This window comes from Streptomyces sp. NPDC002125 (assembly GCF_053593715.1).
The window spans coordinates 158,870-182,144 of record NZ_JBSFDD010000008.1; the positions used below are offsets into that span (position 1 = coordinate 158,870).

Below are 23,275 nucleotides of genomic sequence, written 5' to 3' on the forward strand. Positions count from 1 at the left end.
CGATCATGCAGCTGGGGCTCACAGTGCCGGGGACACTGCCCGTATGCGAGCCACTGGTAACTGCTCCAGAGAACCTACGTAACGGCTCTTCGCCCGAGAAGGACGAGGCCAGTACGTATAACAACCCCCGACAGTACCCGCCCCGGCGGGGGCGGGTCAAAACGCGCCGGCCCTACCGCTCCCGCTGGACCCTGCGCTCGTCCCAGACCGGTTCTGCGGACTCCCGGACCACTCCGTCCGAGCCGAAGACCAGGTACCGGTCGAAGGACTTCGCGAACCAGCGGTCGTGCGTGACGGCCATCACCGTGCCGTCGTACACCTCCAGCCCGTCCTGGAGCGCCTCGGCCGACTCCAGGTCCAGGTTGTCCGTGGGCTCGTCCAGCAGCAGCGCGGTCGTGCCGGCCAGCTCCAGGAGCAGGATCTGGAACCGCGCCTGCTGCCCGCCGGACAGCCTCTCGAAGGCCTGGTCGCCCTGGCGCTCCAGCTCGTAGCGCCGCAGCACCCCCATCGCACCCCCGCGGTCCTTGGCGTGCTCGGACCACAGGATCTCGACCAGCGTCTTGCCGAGCAGCTCCGGGTGGGCGTGGGTCTGGGCGAAGTGGCCGGGCACGACCCGCGCCCCGAGCTTCCACTCGCCGGTGTGCGCGACCGGCTCCCCCGCAAGCAGCCGCAGGAAGTGCGACTTCCCCGACCCGTTGGAGCCGAGGACGGCGACCCGCTCCCCGTAGTAGATCTCCAGGTCGAACGGCTTCATCAGACCGGTGAGCTCCAGGCCCTTGCAGGTCACCGCGCGCACCCCGGTCCGCCCGCCGCGCAGCCGCATCCTGATGTCCTGCTCGCGGGGCGGCTCCGGCGGCGGTCCCGCCTCCTCGAACTTCTTGAAGCGGGTCTGCATCGCGTGGTAGCGGTTCGCCATGTCGGGGCTGTTCGCCGCCTGCTGCCGCATCCGCAGGACCAGCGCCTTCAGCCGGGCGTGCTCCTCCTCCCAGCGCCGCAGCAGCTCCTCGAAGCGCGCGAAGCGCTCCTTGCGCGCCTCGTGGTACGTCCCGAAGCCGCCGCCGTGCACCCAGACGTCCGAGCCCGCCGGGCTGGGCTCCACGCTCACGATCTTCTCCGCGGCCCGCGAGAGCAGCTCCCGGTCGTGGGAGACGAAGAGCACGGTCTTACGGGTCTCCCGGAGCTTCTCCTCCAGCCACCGCTTGCCCGGGACGTCCAGATAGTTGTCCGGCTCGTCCAGGAGCAGCACCTCGTCCGGGCCCCTCAGCAGGGCCTCCAGGACGAGCCGCTTCTGCTCGCCGCCGCTGAGCGTGCGCACCTCGCGCCACTGCGCCTTCTCGTACGGGACGCCGAGCGCGGCCATGGTGCACATGTCCCAGAGCGTCTCGGCCTCGTATCCGCGCGCCTCCGCCCAGTCGCTCAGCGCCTGCGCGTACGCCATCTGCGCGGCCTCGTCGTCCACGGCGAGGATGCGCTCCTCGGCCGCGTCGACGGCCCCGGCCGCCTCCCTGATACGGGGCTGCGCCACGGAGACCAGCAGGTCACGCACGGTGCGCTCGTCCCGTACGGAGCCGACGAACTGGGCCATCACCCCGAGTCCGCCGCTCACCGAGACCGAGCCGCCGTGCGGCTGGAGCTCCCCGGCGAGCAGCTTCAGCAGCGTCGACTTGCCCGCGCCGTTCGCCCCGACGAGGGCGACGACGGCACCGTCCGCCACCCGGAACGAAGCATCGCCGAGCAGCACCCGCCCGTCCGGTAGGTAGTACTCCAGGTGGCCTGCTTCAAGATGTCCCATGACAGCATTGTCACGGCCCGAGAACCCCTGGCCCAACCGGTTTCCCCAGGCTCTAGGATTCGCCGCATGAGCTTTGGGCAAGGGGGGCCCTCCTGGGGGCCGGGAGAGAGCCGGACTCCGGACTGGGCGGCACTGGCCGAGGCGTCCGCGGCGCGGAGCAGGCGCAAGAAGTGGCTGATGATCGGCGGGGGCGTGCTGGCCACCGCCGCCGTCGCCGCGATCGTCGCCACGGCCGTCATCACGACCGGCGGCGGCACCTCACCGAAGACGAACGCGAGCGAGCTGCCCGCCCCCGCGGACCTGCCCTCGGAGAGCGCGGCACCCGCGCCCTCGTTCTCCTCGGTCGCCCCTCCGCCCCCGCCGGACCCCAAGGACTACATAGCCGACGAGAAGAAGGACAGGACCCCGGTCACGGTCGACGCCTTCTTCCCCGGGAAGAAGCTGACCATGGGCGACCGGGTCTACGCCAAGGGCGCCACCGCCCGGACGACGGGCTGCGCGACGACGACGCAGGGCGCCCTCGGCTCGATCCTCACGAACAACGGCTGCGACCAGGTCATCCGCGCCACGTACAGCAGGGACGGCGTCGCCGTCACCGTCGGCCTCGCCGTCTTCGGCACCGAGGCGGAGGCCCGGAAGGCCGCGCAGCAGGCGTCCGGCGGCATCGCCTCCCTCAGCGGCTCGGGTGTCCCCACCTACTGCCGCGGCGGAGCGGTCTGCCGGCGCACCGCCAACTCCTACGGCCGCTACGCCTACTTCACGGTCGGCGGCTACACCAGCGGGAAGAACGTCACCACGGCCTCCAAGGACGTGTACGCGGTCGGCGACGACCTGACCGACTTCACGTTCCGCCAGATCCGCCACCGCGGCGAGGTCCAGGCCTCGGCCGCCGCGGGCGCCCCCGCCACCTGAGCCGCGGCCTCTCCGCTCCCCCACGCACCAGCCCTGTCCCTCCCCTCGACCGAGGACCCGCCGCCGTGCGTCTGACCGCTCTCTTCACCATCCCGCGTGTCCTGCGGCACAGCGACGCGATAGGCGCCGACCTGCCGCCGGACGACGCCGTGGTCCTCGACGCCCCGGACTCCTCGCTGCGGGCGGCGCTCGCCGCAGCCGCGGCCGGTGACCACGCCCCGGCCGCCGAGCTGCTCGCCGGCACCCGCAGGCACGCCCAGTGGGAGCGCAGGGACACCGTCGTCTCCCGGCTGGCGCGCGCCTCGCTGCACCACCCTGGCTGGCTGGACAGCTGGCTGGCGGCGGCCCCGGAGGACCCCGACGCCGTACTGGTCAAGGCGGACCAGTACGTCTGCCAGGCCTGGCAGATACGGACGGGCGCCCGGGCCAGGCACGTCGAGGCCGACCAGTTCAAGGCCTTCCACGCGGTGCTGCGGGACGCGGTGCCGGTGATCTCGGCCGCCGCCGAGCTCAACCCCGACGACCCGGTCCCCTGGCGCATCGCGCTGACGCAGGCCCGGGGCATCCAGGCGCCCCGCGAGGTCTTCGACACGTATCTCGCCGAGGCGAACGAGCGCGACCCCCACCACGAGGGCTGCCACATCCAGGCGCTCCAGTACCTCTGCGCCAAGTGGTTCGGCTCGCACGAGGAGATGTTCGCCTTCGCCGAGCGGGCCGCCGAGCAGGCGCCGCCCGGCTCACGGCTCCACGCCCTGCCGCTCCAGGCCGTCGTGGAGTATCTGATCGCCGACGAGGAGACGCCCGACCCCGACCCGTACACCCCGCGGGCCGAGGCGGCCGTGGCCCGTGCCCAGGCCCTGTCGGAGAGCTACGCCCCCGGGGACCGCGAGGCCGCGGGCTTCCGCAACCACCTGGCGATGGTCCTGTGGTCGATGAACCGCTACGAGGAGGCCCTCACCGCCTTCCGCAGCATCGGGGTGCACGCCACCACCTTCCCCTGGACCTATTTCGGCGAGGCCCGCGCGGAGTTCCTGGAGGCCCGCTCGGACACCCGCGTCGAGCTGGCGATGAGGGTGCCCTTCTTCAGCCCCTCCCCCAAGCCCCCGGCCACCGGCGCGCCGGACTGGGAGCGCGAGCTGGCGCCCCGGTCGCTCGCCATCGCCTCCACCGGCCCCACCGAGGTGGCCCAGGCGGCACTGATCTGCGGCCACAGCCTGCGGACGGCCCCGGCCGGCAGCAGTCACACGTACGTCGAGATCGTCCCCGACCCGGTGCGCGGCAAGCGGGCCGCCCTGCTCCCCGAGGACCCGCTCACCTCGGCCGCCGACAACTTCACCACGGCCGAGGACTGGCCGGCCCTGATCCTGCACCGCACCCCTGAACGCGGGAGCTTCACGCTCCTGCACCGGGGCAAGAGGGTGGCGGAACACTCCTGGGAGACCGCGGCCCCCGCCGCCGACCACACCGAGGCGACCGCGAAGGCCGCCGCCCTGGCCCGGGTCTACGAGATCGCCGACCCCCGCCCCCTGGCCCATATCCTGCGGGCCACGGGTGACCCCGCCCGGCACCAGAGCGAGCTGGTCGCCGCCCTCGGTCTCCCGCCGCTGCCCGAGGGGTACGGCGGCGAGCAGGAGATCCTCGCCGGGCTGCCGGGCGCCCGGGTGCTGGCCCGGCGGGGCTTCCTCGCGGGCATGCGGGACACCCTGACCACCAGGGACGGCGTCCACCCCGAGACCCCGCGACCGGCCGAGCCCCACCCGGCACGCTGGTGGGCGCTGCGCGGGCTGGCCGTGCTGGTCTTCACCGCGGCGGCGGTCTACGCCTGGTGGACCCCCGACATCGGCTGGTTCCGCTCCACGGTGACCAGCGCCGTCGCCCTGTACTTCGCCGCCCAGCTGCTCCGCGCCCTGCGCCGCAGGCCGGTCAGCAGCAGCCGGCCCCCGGCAGCGTCCTGACGTTCCTGGCCTCCACGGCCCGGGCGGCCAGCAGCCCGTCCGCCGGATAGGCCACTTCCTCCAGGGTCAGCCCGTGCGGCCGGACCACGTGCACCCCCGGGTCCCGCACCTTCGCGGCCAGCACCTCGGCGGGCCAGCCGGCCGGCCGGCGGCCGTCCCCCACGAACAGGGCCGCGCCGATCAGGGCCCGCACCATGTTGTGGCAGAACGCGTCAGCCTGCACGGTCGCCGTCAGCACCCCGGACTCCGCGTCCCGCACCCAGTGCAGCTTCTGCAGCGTCCGGATGGTCGTGGCACCCTCACGCTTCTTGCAGTACGCCGCGAAGTCGTGCTCCCCCGTCATCAGCGCGGCGGCCTCGTTCATCGCGTCCAGGTCCAGCGGCCGGTCGTGCCAGAGCACATGGCCGCGCAGCAGCGGGTCCACACCGCCGGGCCTGTCCCCGACCCGGTAGGCGTAGCGCCGCCACAGCGCGGAGAAGCGCGCGTTGAACCCGGCGGGGGCCTCGGCCGCCCTCCAGATCCGCACGTCCAGCGGCAGCCGCCCGGCCATCCGCCGCAGCAGCTTCTCCTCGTGCTCGGCCCACACCTCGGCCGGCAGGTCCACATGCGCCACCTGGCCGCGCGCGTGCACCCCGGCGTCCGTGCGCCCGGCGACCGTCAGGTCGTAGGTCACCGCCGACCGCGTGACCGTACGCAGCGCGTCCTCGATCTCGCCCTGCACGGTGCGCCTGCTGGTCTGCTTCGCCCAGCCGGAGAAGTCCTTGCCGTCATAGGAAAGGTCCAGTCGTACCCGTACGAATCCGGGCTCTGCCTCGTCACTCACCCGAAGATCCTCTCAAAACCGAACGGGCCCGCATCGCCCCGAAGGGAGATGCGGGCCCGTACCTGGGTCTCAGAACGCTCAGGCGTCCTTGGACTCCTCGGCGGCGGCGTCGGCCGGCTTGGCGTCCTCGACGGTCTCGGCCGGAGCCTCGTCCTTCTTGAGGGCGTCTTCCTTGACGGCGCGCTTCGTCGCGGCCTCGGCCTCACCGGTGGCCTGCTGGGCCACGGTCAGCGCCTCGACCAGCTCGATGACGGCCATCGGGGCGTTGTCGCCACGACGGTTGCCGATCTTGGTGATGCGGGTGTAACCACCGGGGCGGTTCTCGTACCGCGGGGCGATCTCGGTGAAGAGCGTGTGCACGATGCTCTTGTCCGTGATCGACTGCAGCACCAGGCGACGGTTGTGGATGTCGCCCTTCTTCGCCTTGGTGATGAAACGCTCGGCGACCGGACGAAGGCGACGGGCCTTGGCCTCGGTGGTGGTGATGCGGCCGTGCTCGAACAGCGACTTCGCGAGGTTGATGAGAAGAAGCTTCTCGTGCGCAGCGCTGCCGCCCAGACGGGCACCCTTGGCGGGCTGAGGCATGGTGTTTCTCCTTGTGTGCTGCACCGGCCGTATCAGGTACCGGTGTCAGTTCCCGCGAGGCGGCCGCCCCGCGGAAGTCTTTACTTGGCAGCGGCTGATACCCGGCTTCCACCAGCCATCAGCCACATCAAGCCGATCCGGCTCTCACCGGACGTCAGCCAAAATCAAGCCCGTCCGGCGATTGAGGACAAGGCCTGTGCCCCAGCACGGGGGCACCCTGAACCGGGCACCCCCCGCCGGAAGGCGACTCAGTACTGCTCGGTCTCCACGAAACCGGCGTCCGCGTCGTCGTCGGCGCCGAAGGCGTCCGCGGCGGCGGTCGGGTCGAAGCCGGGAGGCGAGTCCTTGAGCGCCAGGCCCATACCGGCCAGCTTCGCCTTGACCTCGTCGATCGACTTCGCACCGAAGTTGCGGATGTCGAGCAGGTCCGCCTCGGAGCGGGCCACGAGCTCGCCCACCGAGTGGATGCCCTCGCGCTTGAGGCAGTTGTACGAACGGACCGTGAGCTCGAGCTCCTCGATCGGCAGAGCCAGATCGGCGGCGAGCGCGGCGTCCGTCGGGGACGGGCCCATGTCGATGCCCTCGGCATCGATGTTGAGCTCGCGCGCCAGACCGAACAGCTCGACCAGGGTCTTACCGGCCGATGCCATGGCGTCACGGGGACGCATGGCCTGCTTGGTCTCGACGTCGACGATCAGCTTGTCGAAGTCGGTGCGCTGCTCGACACGGGTCGCCTCGACCTTGTACGTGACCTTGAGCACCGGCGAGTAGATGGAGTCGACCGGGATACGGCCGATCTCCTGGCCCACCTGCTTGTTCTGGACGGCGGAGACGTAGCCGCGACCGCGCTCGACGGTCAGCTCCATCTCCAGCTTGCCCTTGCCGTTCAGCGTGGCCAGGACCAGGTCCGGGTTGTGGACCTCGACACCGGCCGGCGGGGCGATGTCAGCAGCGGTGACCAGGCCGGGACCCTGCTTGCGCAGGTACATCACGACCGGCTCGTCGTGCTCCGAGGAGACGACCAGCTGCTTGATGTTGAGGATGAGGTCGGTCACGTCCTCCTTGACGCCCGGCACGGTGGTGAACTCGTGCAGGACACCGTCGATCCGGATGCTGGTGACAGCGGCACCGGGGATCGAGGAGAGGAGGGTGCGACGCAGGGAGTTGCCGAGGGTGTAACCGAAGCCCGGCTCCAGCGGCTCGATCACGAACCGGGAGCGGAATTCGTCGACGACCTCTTCGGTCAGCGACGGACGCTGAGCGATAAGCATGCTGAGATCCTTCAGTCGTGGGCACCCGCTATTTGATGCCCGACAGATGAGACAAGGATACGGGCGGCACGCCCCCGAAGGGACATACCGCCCGCATCCGGCGTTACTGACGCACGGCCGTCACCGGCCGCAGCGGATCAGACGCGGCGACGCTTCGGCGGACGGCAGCCGTTGTGCGGCGTCGGGGTGACGTCCTGGATCGAACCGACCTCGAGGCCCGTGGCCTGGAGGGAGCGGATCGCGGTCTCACGGCCGGAGCCGGGACCCTTGACGAAGACGTCGACCTTGCGCATGCCGTGCTCCTGCGCGCGGCGGGCGGCCGACTCGGCGGCCATCTGCGCGGCGAAGGGGGTGGACTTGCGCGAGCCCTTGAAGCCGACGTGGCCGGCGGAGGCCCAGGAGATCACGTTGCCCGAGGGGTCCGTGATCGAGACGATCGTGTTGTTGAACGTGCTCTTGATGTGGGCGTGCCCGTGAGCGACGTTCTTCTTTTCCTTGCGACGCACCTTCTTGGCTGCGCCCTGACGACCCTTGGGGGGCATGTCTTGACTCCAGATGGAGAGGGGAGGTGATCGGTCCTACAGCGAAGACCGCTGGTTGCTGCGAACCCCCGGAACTGGCCGGAGACGCGCAGTGCGTCCGCTGAGGACTACTTCTTGCCCGGCTTCTTCTTACCGGCGATGGCGCGACGCGGGCCCTTGCGGGTACGCGCGTTCGTGCTGGTGCGCTGACCGTGGACCGGCAGACCGCGACGGTGCCGGATGCCCTGGTAGCAGCCGATCTCGATCTTGCGGCGAATGTCGCCCTGGATCTCGCGGCGAAGGTCACCCTCGGTGCGGAGGTTGGCGTCCACGTACTCGCGGATCTTGACCAGGTCCTCTTCGGCCAGGTCACGAACGCGGGTGTTGGGGTTCACGCCGGTGGTGGCGAGGATCTCCTTGGACCGGGTACGCCCGATGCCGAAGACGTAGGTGAGGGCAACCTCCACGCGCTTTTCGCGCGGGATGTCAACACCTGAAACGCGTGCCATTCAATGGCTCCAGTTGTCATGTCGGGGGTCTTCCGCAGTGCCACTCCCGAACGCCGACCTCGTCCGCGTGGGAAGAGGTGGTACGCCCGGGTCCCCGGCCCCCGCCGGAGGTGTCGTCAGCCGAAGCGTGGACGGGCACTGCGTATGTACGTTTACGTGCGTCGCGCGAAGAACTGCGAGATGCAGGGGGTCGTGCGTCAGCCCTGGCGCTGCTTGTGGCGCAGGTTGTCGCAGATGACCATGACCCGGCCGTGACGGCGGATCACCTTGCACTTGTCGCAGATCTTCTTGACGCTCGGCTTGACCTTCATGGGATGTCAGGTTCTCCGGGTCAGTGCCCTCACCACGCCGAAGCGGGATGGCGGCAAGATCTACTTGTACCGGTAGACGATCCGGCCACGCGTCAGGTCGTACGGAGAGAGCTCCACGACGACCCGGTCATCCGGGAGGATACGGATGTAGTGCATCCGCATCTTGCCGCTGATGTGCGCGAGGACTTTGTGACCGTTCTGGAGTTCCACCTTGAACATGGCGTTCGGGAGGGACTCGATCACGGTGCCCTCAATTTCGATGGCACCTTGCTTCTTGGCCACGCTTCGCCTTTCGAATCGGCTACCTTGATCGACTCACATCACCGCATGCAGACACACGGATGCACGAGAGCCGACGAGTCAGTCTACGTCAGCGGACTCCAAAAGACGAATCCGTCAAGTTTGCCCACTTCTCCTGATCCTTAGACACGGATCAGCCGGACAGTCCTGCCGCACGCCTCCCGGGCGGGAGCTCACCCCAGAGGGTCCGGCGCCGCCTCGACGCCGACCCCTCCCTCACGCAGCCCTCGCGAGCTCGGCGCCTGGGCGCCTCGCGGGCTTCGGCCCGCTGCACCGGACTCCGTCCGCCGGGTGATCCTCAGCCCAGCGGGTCCGGCGCCGCCTCGATGCCGACCCCTCCCTCACGCAGCCCTCGCGAGCTCGGCGCCTGGGCGCCTCACAGGCTTCGGCCCGCTGCGCCGGACTCCGTCCGCCGGGTGAACCTCACCCCAGCGGGTCCGGCGCCGCCTCGACGCCGTACTGCGCGAGCCTCTCCCGGCCGCAGTCGGGAGCGGTCAGGACCAGGGGGCCCTGCTCGGTGAGGGCGATCGAGTGCTCCCAGTGCGAGGACCAGGTGCCGTCGGTCGTGAGGACCGTCCACTCGTCAGCGAGGACCTTCGTCTGCGGCGTGCCCAGCGAGACCATCGGCTCGATGGCCAGGCAGACACCCGGGACCAGCTTGATGCCCTTGCCCCGCTTGCGGGAGACGTAGTTCAGCAGGTGCGGGTCCATGTGCATCTCGGTGCCGATGCCGTGGCCGCCGTAGTCCTCGATGATCCCGTACTTGCCGGTCGCCGGGCGGGGCTGGCGGCGGATGTAGGACTCGATCGCCTTGGAGATGTCGACGAGCCGGTTGTTCACCTTCATCGCGGCGATTCCGGCCCACATGGACTCCTCGGTCACCCGGGAGAGCTCGATCACCTCCGGAGCGTGACCGGTGCCCACGAAGGCGGTGTACGCCGCGTCGCCGTGCCAGCCGTCCACGATCGCGCCGGCGTCGATCGAGATGATGTCGCCGTCCTTGAGGACGGTCTTGTCGTCCGGGATGCCGTGGACGACGACGTCGTTGACCGAGGTGCAGATCGTCGCGGGGAAACCGCCGTAACCCAGGAAGTTCGACGTCGCGCCGTGGTCGGCGATCACCTTGCGCGCGACCTCGTCCAGGTCCTTCGTGGTCGCCCCGGGGACGGCCGCCTCGCGCGTGGCGGCGTGAATGGCAGCGACCACGAGGCCCGCCTCGCGCATCTTCGCGATCTGCTCGGGGGTCTTGATCTGCACCATCGCTCGGCGCCTTTCTGGGTACGGAGGGGAAGGTCGAGGCCGTACTCCACGATACGGCCGCAAGCAGTCGGCCGCGGCGCCCGAGGGCGCCGCGGCCGGCAGCTGTGGTGTTACGGGGTGGGACTCAGCCCTCGTCGGACTTCTTGAGGGCGTCCATGGCCCGCTCGGTCACATCGGTGACCTTGCCGAGCGCGGAGATCGTCACGACCAGGCCCTGGGACCGGTAGTAGTCGATGATCGGCTCGGTCTGCGTGTGGTAGACCTCCAGCCGCGTACGCACCGTCTCCTCGGTGTCGTCGTCGCGCTGGTACAGCTCGCCACCGCAGGCGTCGCAGACGCCGTCGGTCTTCGGCGGGTTGTACGTCACGTGGAAGACGTGAGCGCTGTTGTTGCGGCAGATGCGGCGGCCCGCGATGCGCTTGACCACCTCGTCCTCGGGGACCTCCAGGTCGAGGACCGCGTCGAGCTTCACGCTCTCGGTGTGAAGCATCTCGTCCAGAGCGACGGCCTGACCCACGTTGCGCGGGAAGCCGTCCAGCAGGAAGCCGTTCTCGGCGTCGGGCTGGGACATGCGGTCCTTGGCCATGGCGATGGTGACTTCGTCCGGCACCAGCTGACCCGCGTCCATGAAGGCACGGGCCTGCTTGCCAAGGTCGGTGCCCTGGCTGATGTTGGCGCGGAAAAGGTCGCCCGTGGAGATGTGCGGAATCGAAAGATTCTTGGCAAGGAACGCGGCCTGCGTTCCCTTGCCGGCACCGGGCGGCCCGACGAGGACGATTCGCATCAGCGGAGGAACCCTTCGTAATTGCGCTGCTGGAGCTGACTCTCGATCTGCTTCACGGTCTCCAGACCCACACCCACGATGATCAGGATGCTCGTCCCGCCGAACGGGAAGTTCTGGTTAGCACCGCCGAAGCCTGCCAACGCCATCGTCGGCACCAGAGCGATCAGACCCAGGTACAGCGAGCCCGGCCAAGTGATCCTGTTGAGCACGTAGCTCAGATACTCGGCAGTAGGTCGACCTGCCCGGATACCCGGGATGAAGCCACCATACTTCTTCATGTTGTCGGCGACTTCCTCGGGGTTGAACGAGATCGCCACATAGAAGAATGCGAAGAACACGATCAGAAGGAAGTACGTCGCGATGTAGTACGGGTGGTCGCCCTTGACGAAGTGGTCCTGAATCCAGGTCGCCCAGCCCGCTGTGGAGTTGGAGAACTGAACGATTAGAGCAGGAATGTAGAGCAGCGAAGAAGCGAAGATGACGGGAATCACACCCGCCTGGTTCACCTTCAACGGGATGTAAGTGGACGTACCGCCGTAGGACCGGCGGCCGATCATGCGCTTCGCGTACTGCACCGGGACACGGCGCTGGGCCTGCTCGACGAAGACGACGAGGCCCACCATCACGAACCCGATGAGGATGACGGTGATGAACTCGATCCAGCCGTCGGCCAGCTTGCCGCTCTGCTTGATGGCCCACAGGGCGCCGGGGAAGCTGGCGGCGATCGAGATGAACATGAGGATCGACATGCCGTTGCCGATGCCGCGGTCGGTGATGAGCTCACCGAGCCACATGACGGCCGCGGTGCCGGCGGTCATGGTGATGACCATGACGATGGTCGTGAAGATCGACTGGTTCGGGACGATCTGGTCGGCGACCGGGCAGCCGCTGAACAGCGCGCCGCTGCGGGCGGTCGCCACGAGTCCGGTGCCCTGGAGGATGGCCAGCGCCACGGTCAGATAACGCGTGTACTGCGTGATCTTCGCCGTGCCCGACTGCCCCTCCTTCTTGAGGGCTTCGAGCCGGGGAATGACGACGGTCAGCAGCTGGAGAATGATGCTGGCCGTGATGTACGGCATGATGCCGAGCGCGAAGATCGTGATCTGCAGCAGTGCACCACCGCTGAACATGTTGACCAGACCGAAGAGGCTGTTGTTGCCCTTGCTGGCCTGATCAACACAGGTCTGGACGTTCTCGTAGCTCACCCCCGGTACGGGAATGTGCGCCCCGAGACGGTAGAGCACGATGATGCCGAGCGTGAAGAGCAGCTTCTTGCGCAGGTCGGGCGTCTTGAACGCCCGGGCGAACGCGGTGAGCACGGTGCCTCCTGCGACCCCCGCGCAAAAGCGTGAGGTGACGGTCTTGAGGATCGACGGTTACGTAACAGCCAAAGGGCCCCGGGCGTTTGCCCAGGACTTACCACAGCAACGCACGCCACCTTACCGGCGGACATGCCCCCCTAGGAACGACCAACCGGGGATGCCCCAAATGAGAGGCATCCCCGGTCGGATGTTCAGGCCACAGCCCTGTCCGAGTTGTCTCAGACGAGTTCGGTGACGGTGCCGCCGGCGGCGGCGATCTTCTCCTTGGCGGAGCCGGAGACGGCGTCAACCGAAACCTGCAGCGCCACGGAGATCTCGCCCTGTCCGAGGACCTTGACGAGGTGGTTGTTGCGCACAGCGCCCTTGGCGACCAGGTCGGCCACCGTGACCTCTCCACCCTCGGGGTAGAGCGTCGCGAGCTTGTCCAGGTTCACGACCTGGTACTCCGTGCGGAACGGGTTCTTGAAGCCCTTGAGCTTCGGGAGACGCATGTGGAGGGGCATCTGGCCACCCTCGAAGCGCTCCGGAACCTGGTAACGAGCCTTCGTACCCTTGGTACCACGGCCTGCGGTCTTACCCTTGGACGCCTCACCACGACCCACACGGGTCTTGGCGGTCTTGGCGCCCGGGGCAGGCCGGAGGTTGTGGGCCTTCAGCGGGCTGTTCTCCGCCATGTCAGTCAACCTCCTCAACCGTCACGAGGTGGCGGACGGTCTGCACCATTCCGCGGAACTCGGGGCGGTCCTCCTTGACAACCACGTCGTTCAGGCGCTTGAGCCCGAGCGAACGCAGGGTGTCGCGGTGGTTCTGCTTGCTGCCGATGTACGACTTCGTCTGCGTGATCTTGAGGCGAGCCATTACGCACCCGCTCCCGCACGCGCACGAAGCAGAGCCGCGGGGGCGACGTCCTCGAGGGGCAGACCACGGCGAGCCGCGATCTCCTCGGGACGCTGCAGGCCCTGGAGGGCCGCCACGGTCGCGTGCACGATGTTGATCGGGTTCGAAGAACCGAGCGACTTCGACAGGATGTCGTGAACGCCGGCGCACTCCAGAACGGCGCGCACCGGGCCACCCGCGATCACACCGGTACCGGGGGAAGCAGGCTTCAGCAGGACGACGCCCGCAGCCTTCTCGCCCTGGATCGGGTGAGGGATGGTGCCCTGGATACGCGGAACCTTGAAGAAGCTCTTCTTGGCCTCTTCAACGCCCTTGGCGATGGCCGCGGGAACTTCCTTGGCCTTGCCGTATCCGACACCGACGGTGCCGTCACCATCGCCCACCACGACCAGCGCGGTGAAGCTGAAGCGACGACCACCCTTCACTACCTTGGCGACGCGGTTGATCGCGACGACGCGCTCGACGTACGCGGTCTTCTCGGCGGCTGCGCCACCGTCACGGCCCTTCCGGTCCCGCCGCTCGCCGCCACCGGCACCGCTTCCGCGGCGCTGGGGTCCAGCCATTGGAATTACCTCTCTCTGTTACGTCCGCTGTGCGTAGGAACCGGGGCTTAGAACTTCAGCCCGGCTTCACGGGCGGCGTCAGCCAGAGCGGCAATCCGCCCGGCGTACTGGTTACCACCGCGGTCAAACACGACGGCCTCGACGCCTGCGGCCTTGGCACGCTCGGCGACCAGGGCGCCGACCTGCTTGGCCTGGGCGCTCTTGTCACCCTCGCCACCACGGATCGACGTGTCCAGGGTCGACGCCGACGCGAGCGTGTGGCCCGCGATGTCGTCGATGACCTGGGCGACGATGTGGCGGTTGGAACGCGTCACGACCAAGCGGGGACGCTCCGGCGAACCGGAGATGTGCTTGCGGACGCGGATGTGGCGCCGCTTGAGAGCAGCGCGCTTGTACGCGTCGCCCTTGGCGATCTTCACACCGTATGCCATGGCTACTTACCAGCCTTTCCGACCTTGCGGCGGATGACCTCGCCCGCGTACTTGACGCCCTTGGCCTTGTACGGGTCGGGCTTCCGCAGCTTGCGGATGTTGGCGGCTACCTCGCCGACCTTCTGCTTGTCGATGCCCTCGACGCTGAGCTTCGTGGGCGACTCGACCTTGAAGGTGATGCCTTCCGGAGCCTCGATGAGGATCGGGTGGCTGTAGCCCAGGGCGAACTCCAGGTTGGAGCCCTTCGCCTGGACGCGGTAACCGACACCGCTGATCTCGAGCGCCTTGCTGTATCCCTGGGTCACGCCGGTGATCATGTTCGCCACCAGCGTGCGGGACAGGCCGTGAAGGGCCTTGTTCTGACGCTCGTCGTTCGGGCGGACGACGTTGAGCACGCCGTCCTCACCCTTGGTGACCTCGATCGGCGCGGCGACGGTGTGCGAGAGGGAGCCCTTGGGCCCCTTCACCGCGACCGTGCGGCCATCGATGGTGACGTCCACACCGGCGGGAACCTGGATGGGGAGCTTGCCGATTCGCGACATGAGCTATTCCTCCGTTCCCGACTACCAGACGTAGGCGAGGACTTCCCCACCTACGCCCTTCTTGCTGGCCTGCTGGCCGGTCAGGAGACCGTGGGACGTGGAGATGATCGCCACGCCCAGGCCGCCGAGAACCTTCGGCAGATTGGTGGACTTTGCGTATACACGCAGACCCGGCTTCGAAATGCGCTTGATGCCGGCGATCGAACGCTCGCGGTTGGGCCCGAACTTCAGCTCGAGAACGAGGCTCTTGCCGACCTCGGCGTCCTCGACCTTCCAGCCGGTGATGAAGCCCTCCTGCTGGAGGATCTCCGCGATGTGCGACTTGATCTTGCTGTGCGGCATGGCGACATCGTCGTGATACGCCGAGTTCGCGTTACGCAGACGCGTGAGCATGTCTGCGATGGGATCAGTCATGGTCATGAGTTGGCCTTCGGCCTCTCTCGCCGGGGTTTCCTGTATGCGCCATCCCTCTCCCCACTCAGTGGCGGGACGGGTGCGGTGCGGGGACCTACGGCGTAGTAAGTCGGTCAGGGCGGCAGGCGCCCAACCCTTCAAGCCTACGGCATGAAGAGCGGGGCTCCTGCCGACCGGATACTTACCGAGAGCTTTCTGGTCCTCCCAACGCCCAAAGGGCGAAGGAGAATTACCAGGAGCTCTTGGTCACGCCCGGCAGCTCGCCACGGTGAGCCATCTCACGGAGGCACACGCGGCACAGGCCGAACTTGCGGTAGACGGAGTGGGGCCGGCCGCAGCGCTGGCACCGGGTGTAACCCCGGACGCCGAACTTCGGCTTGCGGGCGGCCTTAGCGATCAGAGCCTTCTTCGCCACGGTCAGTTCTCCTTGAACGGGAAGCCGAGGTGACGAAGCAGGGCACGACCCTCGTCGTCGTTGGTCGCCGTGGTGACCACGGTGATGTCCATGCCCCGGACCCGGTCGATCTTGTCCTGGTCGATCTCGTGGAACATGACCTGCTCCGTGAGACCGAAGGTGTAGTTGCCACGGCCGTCGAACTGCTTCGGCGACAGACCGCGGAAGTCACGGATACGCGGAAGCGCGAGCGACAGCGTACGGTCCAGGAACTCCCACATGCGGTCACCACGAAGGGTGACGTGGCAGCCGATCGGCTGCCCCTCGCGCAGCTTGAACTGCGCGATCGACTTGCGGGCCTTCGTGACGGCGGGCTTCTGGCCGGTGATCGTGGTGAGGTCCTTGACCGCACCGTCGATCAGCTTGGAGTCGCGGGCGGCGTCGCCCACACCCATGTTGACCACGATCTTGACCAGACCGGGGACCTGCATGACGTTCTCGTACGAGAACTCCTCACGCAGCTTGCCGGCGATTTCCTCGCGGTAGCGCGTCTTGAGACGCGGCGCAGTGGTGGTCGTCATCAGATGTCCTCACCGGTCCGCTTGGCAACGCGGATCTTCTTGCCCTCGTCGTCAAAGCGGTAGCCGACGCGGGTGACGACCTTGTTGCCGTCCTTCTCCACGACCAGCTGAACGTTGCTGACGTGAATCGGGGCCTCGGTGGTGACAATGCCACCCGTCTGCGAACCGCGAGCCGTCTGACCGGCCTTGGTGTGCTTCTTGACCCGGTTGACACCCTCGACGAGGACGCGGTCCTGAGCGGGGAAGGCAACGATGACCTTGCCCTGCTTGCCCTTGTCCTTACCGGTGATGACCTGAACCAGGTCGCCCTTCTTGATCTTCATACTTACAGCACCTCCGGCGCGAGCGAGATGATCTTCATGAACTTCTTCTCGCGCAGCTCTCGGCCCACGGGGCCGAAGATACGGGTGCCGCGGGGGTCGCCGTCGTTCTTGAGAATGACAGCGGCGTTCTCGTCGAAGCGGATGTACGAGCCATCCTGACGACGACGCTCCTTGACGGTGCGAACGATGACAGCCTTGACGACGTCACCCTTCTTCACGTTGCCACCGGGGATTGCGTCCTTGACGGTGGCGACGATGACGTCACCGATGCCCGCGTAGCGGCGACCCGAGCCACCGAGAACACGGATGGTGAGAATTTCCTTCGCACCCGTGTTGTCGGCGACGCGCAGTCGCGACTCCTGCTGGATCACGTCTATCTCCTGATCGTCTGCCGGTTCCCGGCAGGGGCTCCGTCGCTGGAGCCCCTGCCGAGCCTGGCGGAACTGTCCTGAGGGGAGACCCCCTCAGGGATTACTTGGCCTTCTCGAGGATCTCGACGATGCGCCAGCGCTTCGTGGCGGACAGCGGACGCGTCTCCATGATGATGACGCGGTCGCCGACGCCGGCAGCGTTCTGCTCGTCGTGGGCCTTGAGCTTGTTCGTACGGCGGATGACCTTGCCGTACAGCGCGTGCTTGACGCGGTCCTCGACAGCGACGACGACGGTCTTGTCCATCTTGTCGCTGACGACCAGACCCTCACGGGTCTTACGGAAACCGCGGTCGGTGTTCGTCTCAGTCACAGTCTTCTCGCTCATCAGACGCTCTCCACCGTCTCGATGCCCAGCTCGCGCTCGCGCATCAGGGTGTAGATCCGGGCGATGTCCTTACGGACGGACTTGAGCCGACCGTGGTTCTCGAGCTGGCCCGTCGCCGCCTGGAAGCGGAGGTTGAACAGCTCTTCCTTGGCCTCGCGGAGCTTGTTGAGGAGCTCCTCGTTGCCCAGCTCGCGCAGCTCGGACGCCTTGGTACCGGCCGACATCACGACTCACCTGCCTCGCGCCGAACGATCCGGCACTTCATCGGAAGCTTGTGAGCAGCGCGGGTGAGCGCCTCACGAGCAATCTTCTCGTTCGGGTAGGACAGCTCGAACATCACCCGACCGGGCTTGACGTTCGCGATCCACCACTCGGGAGAACCCTTACCGGAACCCATGCGGGTCTCGGCGGGCTTCTTCGTCAGGGGGCGGTCCGGGTAGATGTTGATCCAGACCTTGCCGCCACGCTTGATGTGGCGGGTCATCGCGATACGAGCTGCCTCGATCTGGCGGTTCGTCACGTACGCCGGGGACAGCGCCTGGATGCCGTACTCGCCGAACGCAACCTGCGTGCCACCCTTGGACATACCGCTGCGCTTCGGGTGGTGCTGCTTGCGGTGCTTGACCCTACGGGGGATCAGCATTTCGGTCAGGCCTCCGTTCCGGTGCTCTCAGCCGGAGCAGCGGCGGCGGGAGCGTCGGCCTTGGGGGCCTCCGCTGCCGGCGCGGACTGCTGCGGCTTGCGGCCGCGACCGCCACGCTCGCCACCACGGCCACCGCGGCCGGCCGGGCGGTCGGCGCCGCCACGAGCCGGACGGTTGCCGGCGCGGGCCGCGGCGTTCTCGGCGCGAACCTCGGCGATGTTCTTGACGTCGCCCTTGTAGATCCAGACCTTCACGCCGATGCGGCCGAAGGTCGTCTTGGCCTCGAAGAAGCCGTAGTCCACGTTCGCGCGGAGCGTGTGCAGGGGCACACGGCCCTCGCGGTAGAACTCCGAGCGGGACATCTCGGCGCCGCCGAGGCGGCCACCGCACTGGATCTTGATGCCCTTGGCGCCGGCCTTCATCGTGCTCTGCATGCTCTTGCGCATGGCACGACGGAAGGAGACGCGGGAGGAGAGCTGCTCGGCGACGGCCTGGGCCACCAGCTGAGCGTCCACCTCGGGGTTCTTGACCTCGAGGATGTTCAGCTGGACCTGCTTGCCGGTCAGCTTCTCCAGCTCGCCACGGATGCGGTCGGCCTCGGCGCCGCGGCGGCCGATGACGATGCCCGGGCGGGCGGTGTGGATGTCAACGCGGACGCGGTCGCGGGTGCGCTCGATCTCCACCTTGGAGATGCCGGCCCGCTCCATGCCCTTCGTCATCATGCGACGAATGGCGACGTCTTCCTTGACGTAGTCCTTGTACAGCTTGTCGGCGTACCAACGGGACTTGAAGTCCGTGGTAATGCCGAGCCGGAACCCGTGCGGGTTTACCTTCTGGCCCATTACCGGGTTCCTTCCTTGCTGCTGACGACCACGGTGATGTGGCTGGTCCGCTTACGGATCCGGTAGGCACGGCCCTGAGCACGCGGACGGAACCGCTTCAGGGTCGGGCCCTCGTCCACGTACGCCTCGCTGATGACCAGCGAAGAGGCGTCGGTGTGGTCGTAGTTGTGTGCAGCGTTGGCGATGGCGCTGTCCAGCACCTTGCCAACCGGCACGCTCGCGGCCTGCGGGGCGAAACGCAGGACCGCCTGAGCCTCCGTGGCATCCATGCCACGGATGAGGTCCACCACGCGGCGGGCCTTCATGGGCGTGACGCGGATGTACCGCGCCTGGGCCCTGGCTTCCATGGTTGTCCCTTCGGTGTAAGTCATAGTCGTTTCCACCCCGCGGTTAGCGGCGCTTCGACTTCCGGTCGTCCTTGACGTGGCCGCGGAAGGTGCGAGTCGGCGAGAACTCGCCGAGCTTGTGGCCGACCATCGACTCGGTGACGAACACCGGGACGTGGATCTTGCCGTTGTGCACCGCGATGGTGTGACCCAGCATGGCCGGGACGATCATCGAGCGACGGGACCAGGTCTTGATGACGTTCTTGGTGCCTGCCTCGTTCTGTACGTCCACCTTCTTGATGAGGTGGCCGTCGACGAAGGGCCCCTTCTTGAGACTGCGCGGCATCTAAACCCGCTCCTAGCGCTTCTTGTTCGTCTTGCGGCGGCGGACGATGTACTTGTTCGAAGCCTTCTTCGGCGAACGAGTACGACCCTCCTTCTGACCCCACGGCGAGACCGGGTGACGTCCACCGGAGGTCTTGCCTTCACCACCACCGTGCGGGTGGTCAACCGGGTTCATCGCGACACCGCGGACGGTCGGGCGGACGCCCTTCCAGCGCATACGGCCGGCCTTGCCCCAGTTGATGTTCGACTGCTCGGCGTTGCCGACCTCGCCGATCGTGGCGCGGCAGCGGGCGTCGACCAGCCGGATCTCACCGGACGGCATACGAAGGTGGGCCATGGTGCCCTCCTTCGCCAGCAGCTGCACGGAGGCACCCGCGGAACGGGCGAACTTCGCGCCGCCGCCGGGCCGCAGCTCGATGGCGTGGATGGTCGTACCGACCGGGATGTTGCGCAGCGCCAGGTTGTTGCCCGGCTTGATGTCTGCGGTCGGCCCGTTCTCGACGCGGTCACCCTGCGACAGACCACGGGGGGCGACGATGTAACGCTTCTCGCCGTCCGCGTAGTGCAGCAGCGCGATGCGCGCGGTGCGGTTGGGGTCGTACTCGATGTGCGCGACCTTGGCCGGCACGCCGTCCTTGTCGTGACGACGGAAGTCGATCACTCGGTAGGCGCGCTTGTGGCCACCGCCCTGGTGGCGAACGGTCACACGACCGGCGTTGTTACGGCCGCCCTTGCTGTGCAGGGGGCGGACCAGCGACTTCTCCGGCGTGGACCGCGTGATCTCGACAAAGTCGGCGACGCTGGAGCCACGACGGCCCGGGGTCGTCGGCTTGTACTTGCGGATACCCATTTCTCAGTCCTCGTCCGATTCCGGACGACTCGACCTCCGTCAGGAGGTCGGGCCGCCGAAGATGTCGATACGGTCGCCCTCGGCGAGGGTCACGATGGCGCGCTTCGTGTCGGCGCGCTTGCCGAAACCGGTCTTGGTGCGCTTGCGCTTACCCTGCCGGTTGATCGTGTTGACCCCGGTGACCTTGACCGAGAAGACCGCTTCCACGGCCTGCTTGATCTGGGTCTTGTTGGAGCCGGGCGCGACGATGAACGTGTACTTGTTCTCGTCGAGCAGCGCGTAGCTCTTCTCGGAAACAACCGGCTTGACGAGAACGTCACGCGGGTCCGAGTAGGTCTTGCTGGTAACGGTCGCCTCACTCATCAGGCGGCGCTCCCTTCGGTCTCAGCGGTCTGGGGGCCAGACACGAAGGACTCGAAAGCGGCCTGGGTGAAGACCACGTCGTCAGAGACGATCACGTCGTACGTGTTCAGCTGGCCCGGCTCCAGGATGTGCACCTGGGGCAGGTTGCGCGCGGACAGCCACGCGGCCTCGTCGGCACGCTCGACAACCAGGAGCAGGTTGCTGCGCTCCGAGATCTTGCCGAACAGCGTCTTGGCGGCCTTGGTGGAGATCCCACCCTCGACCACGCCGGTGACGACGTGGATGCGGGAGTGGCGCGCCCGGTCCGAGAGGGCACCGCGCAGGGCGGCGGCCTTCATCTTCTTCGGGGTGCGCTGCGAGTAGTCACGCGGCTGCGGGCCGTGGACGACGCCACCGCCGGCGAACTGCGGCGCGCGGGTCGAACCCTGGCGCGCGCGGCCGGTGCCCTTCTGGCGGTACGGCTTGCGCCCACCACCACGGACCTCGCCGCGGGTCTTGGTCTTGTGCGTGCCCTGACGGGCAGCTGCCAGCTGTGCGACGACGACCTGGTGGATCAGCGGAACGCTGGTCTTCGCGTCGAAGATCTCCGCGGGGAGCTCGACGGTACCGGCCTTGTCGCCTGCCGGCGAAAGGATGTCAATGGTGCTCATTACCTCAAGCCCCCTTGGCCGCGGTACGGACCAGGACGAGGCCGCCGTTCGGACCGGGGACCGCGCCCTTGATGAGCAGCAGACCCTTCTCCGCGTCAACCGCGTGGATGGTCAGGTTCTGGGTGGTGACGCGCTCGTTACCCATCCGACCGGCCATGCGCATGCCCTTGAAGACACGCCCAGGGGTGGCGCAGCCACCGATCGAACCGGGGGAACGGTGCTTGCGCTGGACGCCGTGGCCGGCGCCGAGGCCCTTGAAGTTGTGACGCTTCATGACACCGGCGAAGCCCTTGCCCTTGCTCTTGCCCGTGACGTCAACCTTGACGCCGGACTCGAACACCTCGGCAGTGACCTCCTGGCCCAGCGTGTACTCGCTGGCGTCAGGGGTGCGGAGCTCCACCAGGTGGCGGCGCGGGGTGACGTCGGCCTTGGCGAAGTGGCCCTTGAGGGGCTTGTTCACCTTGCGCGGGTCGATCTCGCCGAAGGCGATCTGGACCGACTCGTAGCCGTCGCTGTCGTTCGTACGCACCTGCGTGACGACGCACGGACCGGCCTTGACGACGGTCACCGGGACGACCCGGTTGTTCTCGTCCCAGACCTGGGTCATGCCGAGCTTCTCGCCCAGGACGCCCTTGATGTTCTTGCTCATCTCGGCCCGTCCCCTCAGAGCTTGATCTCGATGTCGACGCCCGCCGGCAGGTCGAGGCGCATCAGCGAGTCAACCGTCTTCGGCGTGGGGTCGAGGATGTCGATGAGGCGCTTGTGCGTGCGCATCTCGAAGTGCTCGCGAGAGTCCTTGTACTTGTGCGGCGACTTGATGACGCAGTACACGTTCTTCTCAGTGGGCAGCGGCACCGGGCCCGCGACCGACGCACCAGTGCGGGTCACCGTCTCGACGATCTTCTTCGCCGAGGAGTCGATGACCTCGTGGTCGTAGGCCTTGAGCCGGATGCGGATCTTCTGTCCCGCCATGGCTACTAGTAGTCCTGTCTCTCATAACGCTCTGGAACCCGGGGTTCTGGTATCCCCACCTCCGACCCACGCGGTCGGGCGTGTCGCATCCCCTCTACGAAAATCTCCCGAAGGAGATCCCAACCAAGGGGGTGCGGGCCTGAGCCGCGCTGCCGGGGGTGAAACCCCACCGGGCGCCTGGCCGGTGCCACACATACGCTTCCCGAAAGATTCCCGTACGTCCGGCCCTACAGGGCCGACGAGTACTGTGGGACTCGCTTCCGGTCCTCCCGGCGGGAGGCGCGCAGCATTGACACTCAACCGAGCAACCTGGCTAGTGTGCCATACGGGCCGCGGGCCTGGCCAATCGGGCCGGGGATCTTACCCCCTGCGAGGGAGCGGTCAAACGCGGGCGCCCTTCAGGACCAGCGTGTCACCCCCGCCCGGCCATCGCACGACCGTTCCCCGCGTCACACGATGAGGCGGTTCATCCCAGTTTGGCAGAGGCCCGTGCACCCCGGGGCCCCTGCGGCCGGGCACCGGGAACCCTGCGGCCGGGCACCGGAAGCCCTGCTGGTTGAATCCGGCCATGCCGACACGCACCGTCCAGGCCTGGAGCCTGCGTCCCGCCACGCCCGAGGACCTCGACGCCATGACCGAGCTCCGGGCTGTCGTCATGCGCCCCGACCTGGAGCGCCTGGGCCGCTACGACGAGCACCGCGTCCGGCAGCGGCTGCGTGACGCGTACGCGCCCGAGCACACCTCGATCGTGGAGTACGACGGCGCCTTCGCGGGCGGTGTCGCGCTGCGCCCCGTCGAGGACGGCTGGTGGCTGGAGCACTTCTACCTCTCCCCCGCGCTGCACGGCCGCGGCACGGGCACGGCCGTGCTCGCCGACCTCCTGGCCCGTACGGACGCCATGGGGGAGCCCGTACGCCTGGACGTCCTCCAGGGCAGCGCGGCCCGCCGTCTGTACGAGCGCCACGGCTTCGTCGTGGAGCGTGAGGACCCGGTGGACGTCTTCATGGTCCGCCTGCCCCGCGCAGGGTCCTGATCCCG

The 23,275-nt window shown here is 67.8% G+C and carries 35 protein-coding genes; 3 read left to right on the forward strand and 32 right to left on the reverse strand.

Annotation, left to right across the window (positions count from 1 at the left end; genetic code table 11):
- Positions 1 to 172: 172 nt before the first annotated feature.
- On the reverse strand, positions 173 to 1,792 hold the full coding sequence (locus ACWCQM_RS16525) for an ABC-F family ATP-binding cassette domain-containing protein (protein ID WP_450915995.1): 1,620 nt from the start codon (positions 1,790 to 1,792) through the stop codon (positions 173 to 175).
- Positions 1,793 to 1,858: 66 nt separating this feature from the next.
- On the opposite strand from ACWCQM_RS16525, the gene ACWCQM_RS16530 reads away from it, so the two are divergent.
- On the forward strand, positions 1,859 to 2,704 hold the full coding sequence (locus tag ACWCQM_RS16530) for a hypothetical protein (RefSeq protein ID WP_450915996.1): 846 nt from the start codon (positions 1,859 to 1,861) through the stop codon (positions 2,702 to 2,704).
- Between the two features lie 65 nt (positions 2,705 to 2,769).
- Positions 2,770 to 4,659, forward strand: coding sequence for a hypothetical protein (locus tag ACWCQM_RS16535; RefSeq protein WP_450915997.1), 1,890 nt, complete (start codon positions 2,770 to 2,772; stop codon positions 4,657 to 4,659).
- Here ACWCQM_RS16535 and truA read toward each other — a convergent pair.
- From truA to rpsJ, 31 genes are all read right to left on the reverse strand, one after another.
- A complete protein-coding gene (gene truA / locus ACWCQM_RS16540) occupies positions 4,628 to 5,482 on the reverse strand; it encodes a tRNA pseudouridine(38-40) synthase TruA (protein ID WP_450915998.1) in 855 nt (284 codons plus the stop codon). The genes ACWCQM_RS16535 and truA overlap by 32 nt on opposite strands.
- Before the next feature lie 78 nt (positions 5,483 to 5,560).
- Complete coding sequence (gene rplQ / locus ACWCQM_RS16545) at positions 5,561 to 6,067, reverse strand: 50S ribosomal protein L17 (protein ID WP_014154578.1); 507 nt, start codon at positions 6,065 to 6,067, stop codon at positions 5,561 to 5,563.
- 248 nt (positions 6,068 to 6,315) lie between these two features.
- Positions 6,316 to 7,338, reverse strand: coding sequence for a DNA-directed RNA polymerase subunit alpha (locus ACWCQM_RS16550; protein ID WP_003966937.1), 1,023 nt, complete (start codon positions 7,336 to 7,338; stop codon positions 6,316 to 6,318).
- Between the two features lie 137 nt (positions 7,339 to 7,475).
- A complete protein-coding gene (gene rpsK / locus ACWCQM_RS16555) occupies positions 7,476 to 7,880 on the reverse strand; it encodes a 30S ribosomal protein S11 (protein WP_003956432.1) in 405 nt (134 codons plus the stop codon).
- A 107-nt stretch (positions 7,881 to 7,987) separates the two neighbouring features.
- On the reverse strand, positions 7,988 to 8,368 hold the full coding sequence (gene rpsM, locus ACWCQM_RS16560; protein WP_014047799.1) for a 30S ribosomal protein S13: 381 nt from the start codon (positions 8,366 to 8,368) through the stop codon (positions 7,988 to 7,990).
- Between the two features lie 197 nt (positions 8,369 to 8,565).
- Positions 8,566 to 8,679, reverse strand: coding sequence for a 50S ribosomal protein L36 (gene rpmJ / locus ACWCQM_RS16565; RefSeq protein WP_003956441.1), 114 nt, complete (start codon positions 8,677 to 8,679; stop codon positions 8,566 to 8,568).
- 60 nt (positions 8,680 to 8,739) lie between these two features.
- Positions 8,740 to 8,961: a translation initiation factor IF-1 gene (gene infA, locus ACWCQM_RS16570; protein ID WP_003956442.1), complete on the reverse strand. Its 222-nt coding sequence runs from the start codon at positions 8,959 to 8,961 to the stop codon at positions 8,740 to 8,742.
- Between the two features lie 441 nt (positions 8,962 to 9,402).
- Positions 9,403 to 10,239, reverse strand: a complete 837-nt coding sequence (gene map, locus ACWCQM_RS16575) for a type I methionyl aminopeptidase (RefSeq protein ID WP_450915999.1) — start codon at positions 10,237 to 10,239, stop codon at positions 9,403 to 9,405.
- Between the two features lie 124 nt (positions 10,240 to 10,363).
- Positions 10,364 to 11,023 (reverse strand): adenylate kinase, encoded by a 660-nt coding sequence (locus ACWCQM_RS16580; protein ID WP_267074127.1) that lies wholly within the window; start codon positions 11,021 to 11,023, stop codon positions 10,364 to 10,366.
- A complete protein-coding gene (gene secY, locus ACWCQM_RS16585) occupies positions 11,023 to 12,342 on the reverse strand; it encodes a preprotein translocase subunit SecY (RefSeq protein ID WP_073744257.1) in 1,320 nt (439 codons plus the stop codon). The genes ACWCQM_RS16580 and secY overlap by 1 nt, the downstream gene beginning before the upstream one ends.
- A gap of 221 nt (positions 12,343 to 12,563) precedes the next feature.
- On the reverse strand, positions 12,564 to 13,019 hold the full coding sequence (gene rplO, locus ACWCQM_RS16590; RefSeq protein WP_014047794.1) for a 50S ribosomal protein L15: 456 nt from the start codon (positions 13,017 to 13,019) through the stop codon (positions 12,564 to 12,566).
- A gap of 1 nt (position 13,020) precedes the next feature.
- A complete protein-coding gene (gene rpmD, locus ACWCQM_RS16595) occupies positions 13,021 to 13,203 on the reverse strand; it encodes a 50S ribosomal protein L30 (RefSeq protein ID WP_053682614.1) in 183 nt (60 codons plus the stop codon).
- A complete protein-coding gene (rpsE, locus tag ACWCQM_RS16600) occupies positions 13,203 to 13,805 on the reverse strand; it encodes a 30S ribosomal protein S5 (protein ID WP_014047793.1) in 603 nt (200 codons plus the stop codon). Before rpsE ends, rpmD begins: the two co-directional genes overlap by 1 nt.
- A gap of 47 nt (positions 13,806 to 13,852) precedes the next feature.
- The gene (gene rplR / locus ACWCQM_RS16605) at positions 13,853 to 14,236 is read right to left on the reverse strand and encodes a 50S ribosomal protein L18 (protein WP_014047792.1); all 384 of its coding nucleotides are present in this window, start codon (positions 14,234 to 14,236) and stop codon (positions 13,853 to 13,855) included.
- Between the two features lie 2 nt (positions 14,237 to 14,238).
- A complete protein-coding gene (gene rplF, locus ACWCQM_RS16610) occupies positions 14,239 to 14,778 on the reverse strand; it encodes a 50S ribosomal protein L6 (protein WP_014154583.1) in 540 nt (179 codons plus the stop codon).
- Between the two features lie 21 nt (positions 14,779 to 14,799).
- On the reverse strand, positions 14,800 to 15,198 hold the full coding sequence (gene rpsH, locus ACWCQM_RS16615) for a 30S ribosomal protein S8 (RefSeq protein ID WP_014154584.1): 399 nt from the start codon (positions 15,196 to 15,198) through the stop codon (positions 14,800 to 14,802).
- A gap of 223 nt (positions 15,199 to 15,421) precedes the next feature.
- Positions 15,422 to 15,607, reverse strand: a complete 186-nt coding sequence (locus ACWCQM_RS16620; RefSeq protein WP_003948630.1) for a type Z 30S ribosomal protein S14 — start codon at positions 15,605 to 15,607, stop codon at positions 15,422 to 15,424.
- 2 nt (positions 15,608 to 15,609) lie between these two features.
- Positions 15,610 to 16,167: a 50S ribosomal protein L5 gene (gene rplE / locus ACWCQM_RS16625; RefSeq protein WP_073718383.1), complete on the reverse strand. Its 558-nt coding sequence runs from the start codon at positions 16,165 to 16,167 to the stop codon at positions 15,610 to 15,612.
- On the reverse strand, positions 16,167 to 16,490 hold the full coding sequence (rplX, locus tag ACWCQM_RS16630; protein ID WP_014047788.1) for a 50S ribosomal protein L24: 324 nt from the start codon (positions 16,488 to 16,490) through the stop codon (positions 16,167 to 16,169). The genes rplE and rplX overlap by 1 nt, the downstream gene beginning before the upstream one ends.
- Positions 16,491 to 16,492: 2 nt before the next feature.
- Positions 16,493 to 16,861: a 50S ribosomal protein L14 gene (gene rplN / locus ACWCQM_RS16635; protein ID WP_003966950.1), complete on the reverse strand. Its 369-nt coding sequence runs from the start codon at positions 16,859 to 16,861 to the stop codon at positions 16,493 to 16,495.
- A 100-nt stretch (positions 16,862 to 16,961) separates the two neighbouring features.
- On the reverse strand, positions 16,962 to 17,246 hold the full coding sequence (gene rpsQ / locus ACWCQM_RS16640; RefSeq protein WP_031096375.1) for a 30S ribosomal protein S17: 285 nt from the start codon (positions 17,244 to 17,246) through the stop codon (positions 16,962 to 16,964).
- The gene (gene rpmC / locus ACWCQM_RS16645) at positions 17,246 to 17,470 is read right to left on the reverse strand and encodes a 50S ribosomal protein L29 (RefSeq protein WP_014047786.1); all 225 of its coding nucleotides are present in this window, start codon (positions 17,468 to 17,470) and stop codon (positions 17,246 to 17,248) included. Before rpmC ends, rpsQ begins: the two co-directional genes overlap by 1 nt.
- Positions 17,470 to 17,889, reverse strand: a complete 420-nt coding sequence (gene rplP, locus ACWCQM_RS16650; protein ID WP_014154587.1) for a 50S ribosomal protein L16 — start codon at positions 17,887 to 17,889, stop codon at positions 17,470 to 17,472. The genes rpmC and rplP overlap by 1 nt, the downstream gene beginning before the upstream one ends.
- A 5-nt stretch (positions 17,890 to 17,894) precedes the next feature.
- A complete protein-coding gene (gene rpsC, locus ACWCQM_RS16655; RefSeq protein ID WP_014047784.1) occupies positions 17,895 to 18,731 on the reverse strand; it encodes a 30S ribosomal protein S3 in 837 nt (278 codons plus the stop codon).
- The gene (gene rplV, locus ACWCQM_RS16660) at positions 18,731 to 19,078 is read right to left on the reverse strand and encodes a 50S ribosomal protein L22 (protein ID WP_004571827.1); all 348 of its coding nucleotides are present in this window, start codon (positions 19,076 to 19,078) and stop codon (positions 18,731 to 18,733) included. Before rplV ends, rpsC begins: the two co-directional genes overlap by 1 nt.
- A gap of 43 nt (positions 19,079 to 19,121) precedes the next feature.
- Complete coding sequence (rpsS, locus tag ACWCQM_RS16665; protein ID WP_003966956.1) at positions 19,122 to 19,403, reverse strand: 30S ribosomal protein S19; 282 nt, start codon at positions 19,401 to 19,403, stop codon at positions 19,122 to 19,124.
- Positions 19,404 to 19,415: 12 nt separating this feature from the next.
- Positions 19,416 to 20,252 (reverse strand): 50S ribosomal protein L2, encoded by an 837-nt coding sequence (gene rplB, locus ACWCQM_RS16670; RefSeq protein ID WP_003966957.1) that lies wholly within the window; start codon positions 20,250 to 20,252, stop codon positions 19,416 to 19,418.
- 39 nt (positions 20,253 to 20,291) lie between these two features.
- Positions 20,292 to 20,615, reverse strand: coding sequence for a 50S ribosomal protein L23 (gene rplW / locus ACWCQM_RS16675; protein WP_014154589.1), 324 nt, complete (start codon positions 20,613 to 20,615; stop codon positions 20,292 to 20,294).
- On the reverse strand, positions 20,615 to 21,265 hold the full coding sequence (rplD, locus tag ACWCQM_RS16680; protein ID WP_014154590.1) for a 50S ribosomal protein L4: 651 nt from the start codon (positions 21,263 to 21,265) through the stop codon (positions 20,615 to 20,617). The genes rplW and rplD overlap by 1 nt, the downstream gene beginning before the upstream one ends.
- A 4-nt stretch (positions 21,266 to 21,269) precedes the next feature.
- Positions 21,270 to 21,914 carry a 50S ribosomal protein L3 gene (gene rplC, locus ACWCQM_RS16685; RefSeq protein ID WP_014154591.1) on the reverse strand — a complete coding sequence of 215 codons (645 nt, stop codon included), beginning with the start codon at positions 21,912 to 21,914 and terminating at the stop codon, positions 21,270 to 21,272.
- Between the two features lie 14 nt (positions 21,915 to 21,928).
- Positions 21,929 to 22,237: a 30S ribosomal protein S10 gene (gene rpsJ / locus ACWCQM_RS16690; RefSeq protein ID WP_003948644.1), complete on the reverse strand. Its 309-nt coding sequence runs from the start codon at positions 22,235 to 22,237 to the stop codon at positions 21,929 to 21,931.
- 568 nt (positions 22,238 to 22,805) lie between these two features.
- Here rpsJ and ACWCQM_RS16695 point away from each other — a divergent pair.
- Positions 22,806 to 23,270 (forward strand): N-acetyltransferase family protein, encoded by a 465-nt coding sequence (locus ACWCQM_RS16695; RefSeq protein WP_450916000.1) that lies wholly within the window; start codon positions 22,806 to 22,808, stop codon positions 23,268 to 23,270.
- The last annotated feature ends 5 nt before the right edge of the window (positions 23,271 to 23,275 follow it).

What these genes read in the sequence shown, in the direction of transcription:
- ACWCQM_RS16525 (WP_450915995.1), bottom strand. Translation starts at nt 1,792, where the DNA reads ATGGGACATCTTGAAGCAGGCCACCTGGAGTACTACCTACCGGACGGG.
- ACWCQM_RS16530 (WP_450915996.1), top strand. Translation starts at nt 1,859, where the DNA reads ATGAGCTTTGGGCAAGGGGGGCCCTCCTGGGGGCCGGGAGAGAGCCGG.
- rplQ (WP_014154578.1), bottom strand. Translation starts at nt 6,067, where the DNA reads ATGCCTCAGCCCGCCAAGGGTGCCCGTCTGGGCGGCAGCGCTGCGCAC.
- ACWCQM_RS16550 (WP_003966937.1), bottom strand. Translation starts at nt 7,338, where the DNA reads ATGCTTATCGCTCAGCGTCCGTCGCTGACCGAAGAGGTCGTCGACGAA.
- rpsK (WP_003956432.1), bottom strand. Translation starts at nt 7,880, where the DNA reads ATGCCCCCCAAGGGTCGTCAGGGCGCAGCCAAGAAGGTGCGTCGCAAG.
- rpsM (WP_014047799.1), bottom strand. Translation starts at nt 8,368, where the DNA reads ATGGCACGCGTTTCAGGTGTTGACATCCCGCGCGAAAAGCGCGTGGAG.
- rpmJ (WP_003956441.1), bottom strand. Translation starts at nt 8,679, where the DNA reads ATGAAGGTCAAGCCGAGCGTCAAGAAGATCTGCGACAAGTGCAAGGTG.
- map (WP_450915999.1), bottom strand. Translation starts at nt 10,239, where the DNA reads ATGGTGCAGATCAAGACCCCCGAGCAGATCGCGAAGATGCGCGAGGCG.
- ACWCQM_RS16580 (WP_267074127.1), bottom strand. Translation starts at nt 11,023, where the DNA reads ATGCGAATCGTCCTCGTCGGGCCGCCCGGTGCCGGCAAGGGAACGCAG.
- rplO (WP_014047794.1), bottom strand. Translation starts at nt 13,019, where the DNA reads ATGGCGGAGAACAGCCCGCTGAAGGCCCACAACCTCCGGCCTGCCCCG.
- rpmD (WP_053682614.1), bottom strand. Translation starts at nt 13,203, where the DNA reads ATGGCTCGCCTCAAGATCACGCAGACGAAGTCGTACATCGGCAGCAAG.
- rpsE (WP_014047793.1), bottom strand. Translation starts at nt 13,805, where the DNA reads ATGGCTGGACCCCAGCGCCGCGGAAGCGGTGCCGGTGGCGGCGAGCGG.
- rplR (WP_014047792.1), bottom strand. Translation starts at nt 14,236, where the DNA reads ATGGCATACGGTGTGAAGATCGCCAAGGGCGACGCGTACAAGCGCGCT.
- rplF (WP_014154583.1), bottom strand. Translation starts at nt 14,778, where the DNA reads ATGTCGCGAATCGGCAAGCTCCCCATCCAGGTTCCCGCCGGTGTGGAC.
- rpsH (WP_014154584.1), bottom strand. Translation starts at nt 15,198, where the DNA reads ATGACCATGACTGATCCCATCGCAGACATGCTCACGCGTCTGCGTAAC.
- rplE (WP_073718383.1), bottom strand. Translation starts at nt 16,167, where the DNA reads ATGACGACCACCACTGCGCCGCGTCTCAAGACGCGCTACCGCGAGGAA.
- rplX (WP_014047788.1), bottom strand. Translation starts at nt 16,490, where the DNA reads ATGAAGATCAAGAAGGGCGACCTGGTTCAGGTCATCACCGGTAAGGAC.
- rpsQ (WP_031096375.1), bottom strand. Translation starts at nt 17,246, where the DNA reads ATGAGCGAGAAGACTGTGACTGAGACGAACACCGACCGCGGTTTCCGT.
- rpmC (WP_014047786.1), bottom strand. Translation starts at nt 17,470, where the DNA reads ATGTCGGCCGGTACCAAGGCGTCCGAGCTGCGCGAGCTGGGCAACGAG.
- rplP (WP_014154587.1), bottom strand. Translation starts at nt 17,889, where the DNA reads ATGCTGATCCCCCGTAGGGTCAAGCACCGCAAGCAGCACCACCCGAAG.
- rpsC (WP_014047784.1), bottom strand. Translation starts at nt 18,731, where the DNA reads ATGGGCCAGAAGGTAAACCCGCACGGGTTCCGGCTCGGCATTACCACG.
- rplV (WP_004571827.1), bottom strand. Translation starts at nt 19,078, where the DNA reads ATGGAAGCCAGGGCCCAGGCGCGGTACATCCGCGTCACGCCCATGAAG.
- rpsS (WP_003966956.1), bottom strand. Translation starts at nt 19,403, where the DNA reads ATGCCGCGCAGTCTCAAGAAGGGGCCCTTCGTCGACGGCCACCTCATC.
- rplB (WP_003966957.1), bottom strand. Translation starts at nt 20,252, where the DNA reads ATGGGTATCCGCAAGTACAAGCCGACGACCCCGGGCCGTCGTGGCTCC.
- rplW (WP_014154589.1), bottom strand. Translation starts at nt 20,615, where the DNA reads ATGAGTGAGGCGACCGTTACCAGCAAGACCTACTCGGACCCGCGTGAC.
- rplD (WP_014154590.1), bottom strand. Translation starts at nt 21,265, where the DNA reads ATGAGCACCATTGACATCCTTTCGCCGGCAGGCGACAAGGCCGGTACC.
- rplC (WP_014154591.1), bottom strand. Translation starts at nt 21,914, where the DNA reads ATGAGCAAGAACATCAAGGGCGTCCTGGGCGAGAAGCTCGGCATGACC.
- rpsJ (WP_003948644.1), bottom strand. Translation starts at nt 22,237, where the DNA reads ATGGCGGGACAGAAGATCCGCATCCGGCTCAAGGCCTACGACCACGAG.
- ACWCQM_RS16695 (WP_450916000.1), top strand. Translation starts at nt 22,806, where the DNA reads ATGCCGACACGCACCGTCCAGGCCTGGAGCCTGCGTCCCGCCACGCCC.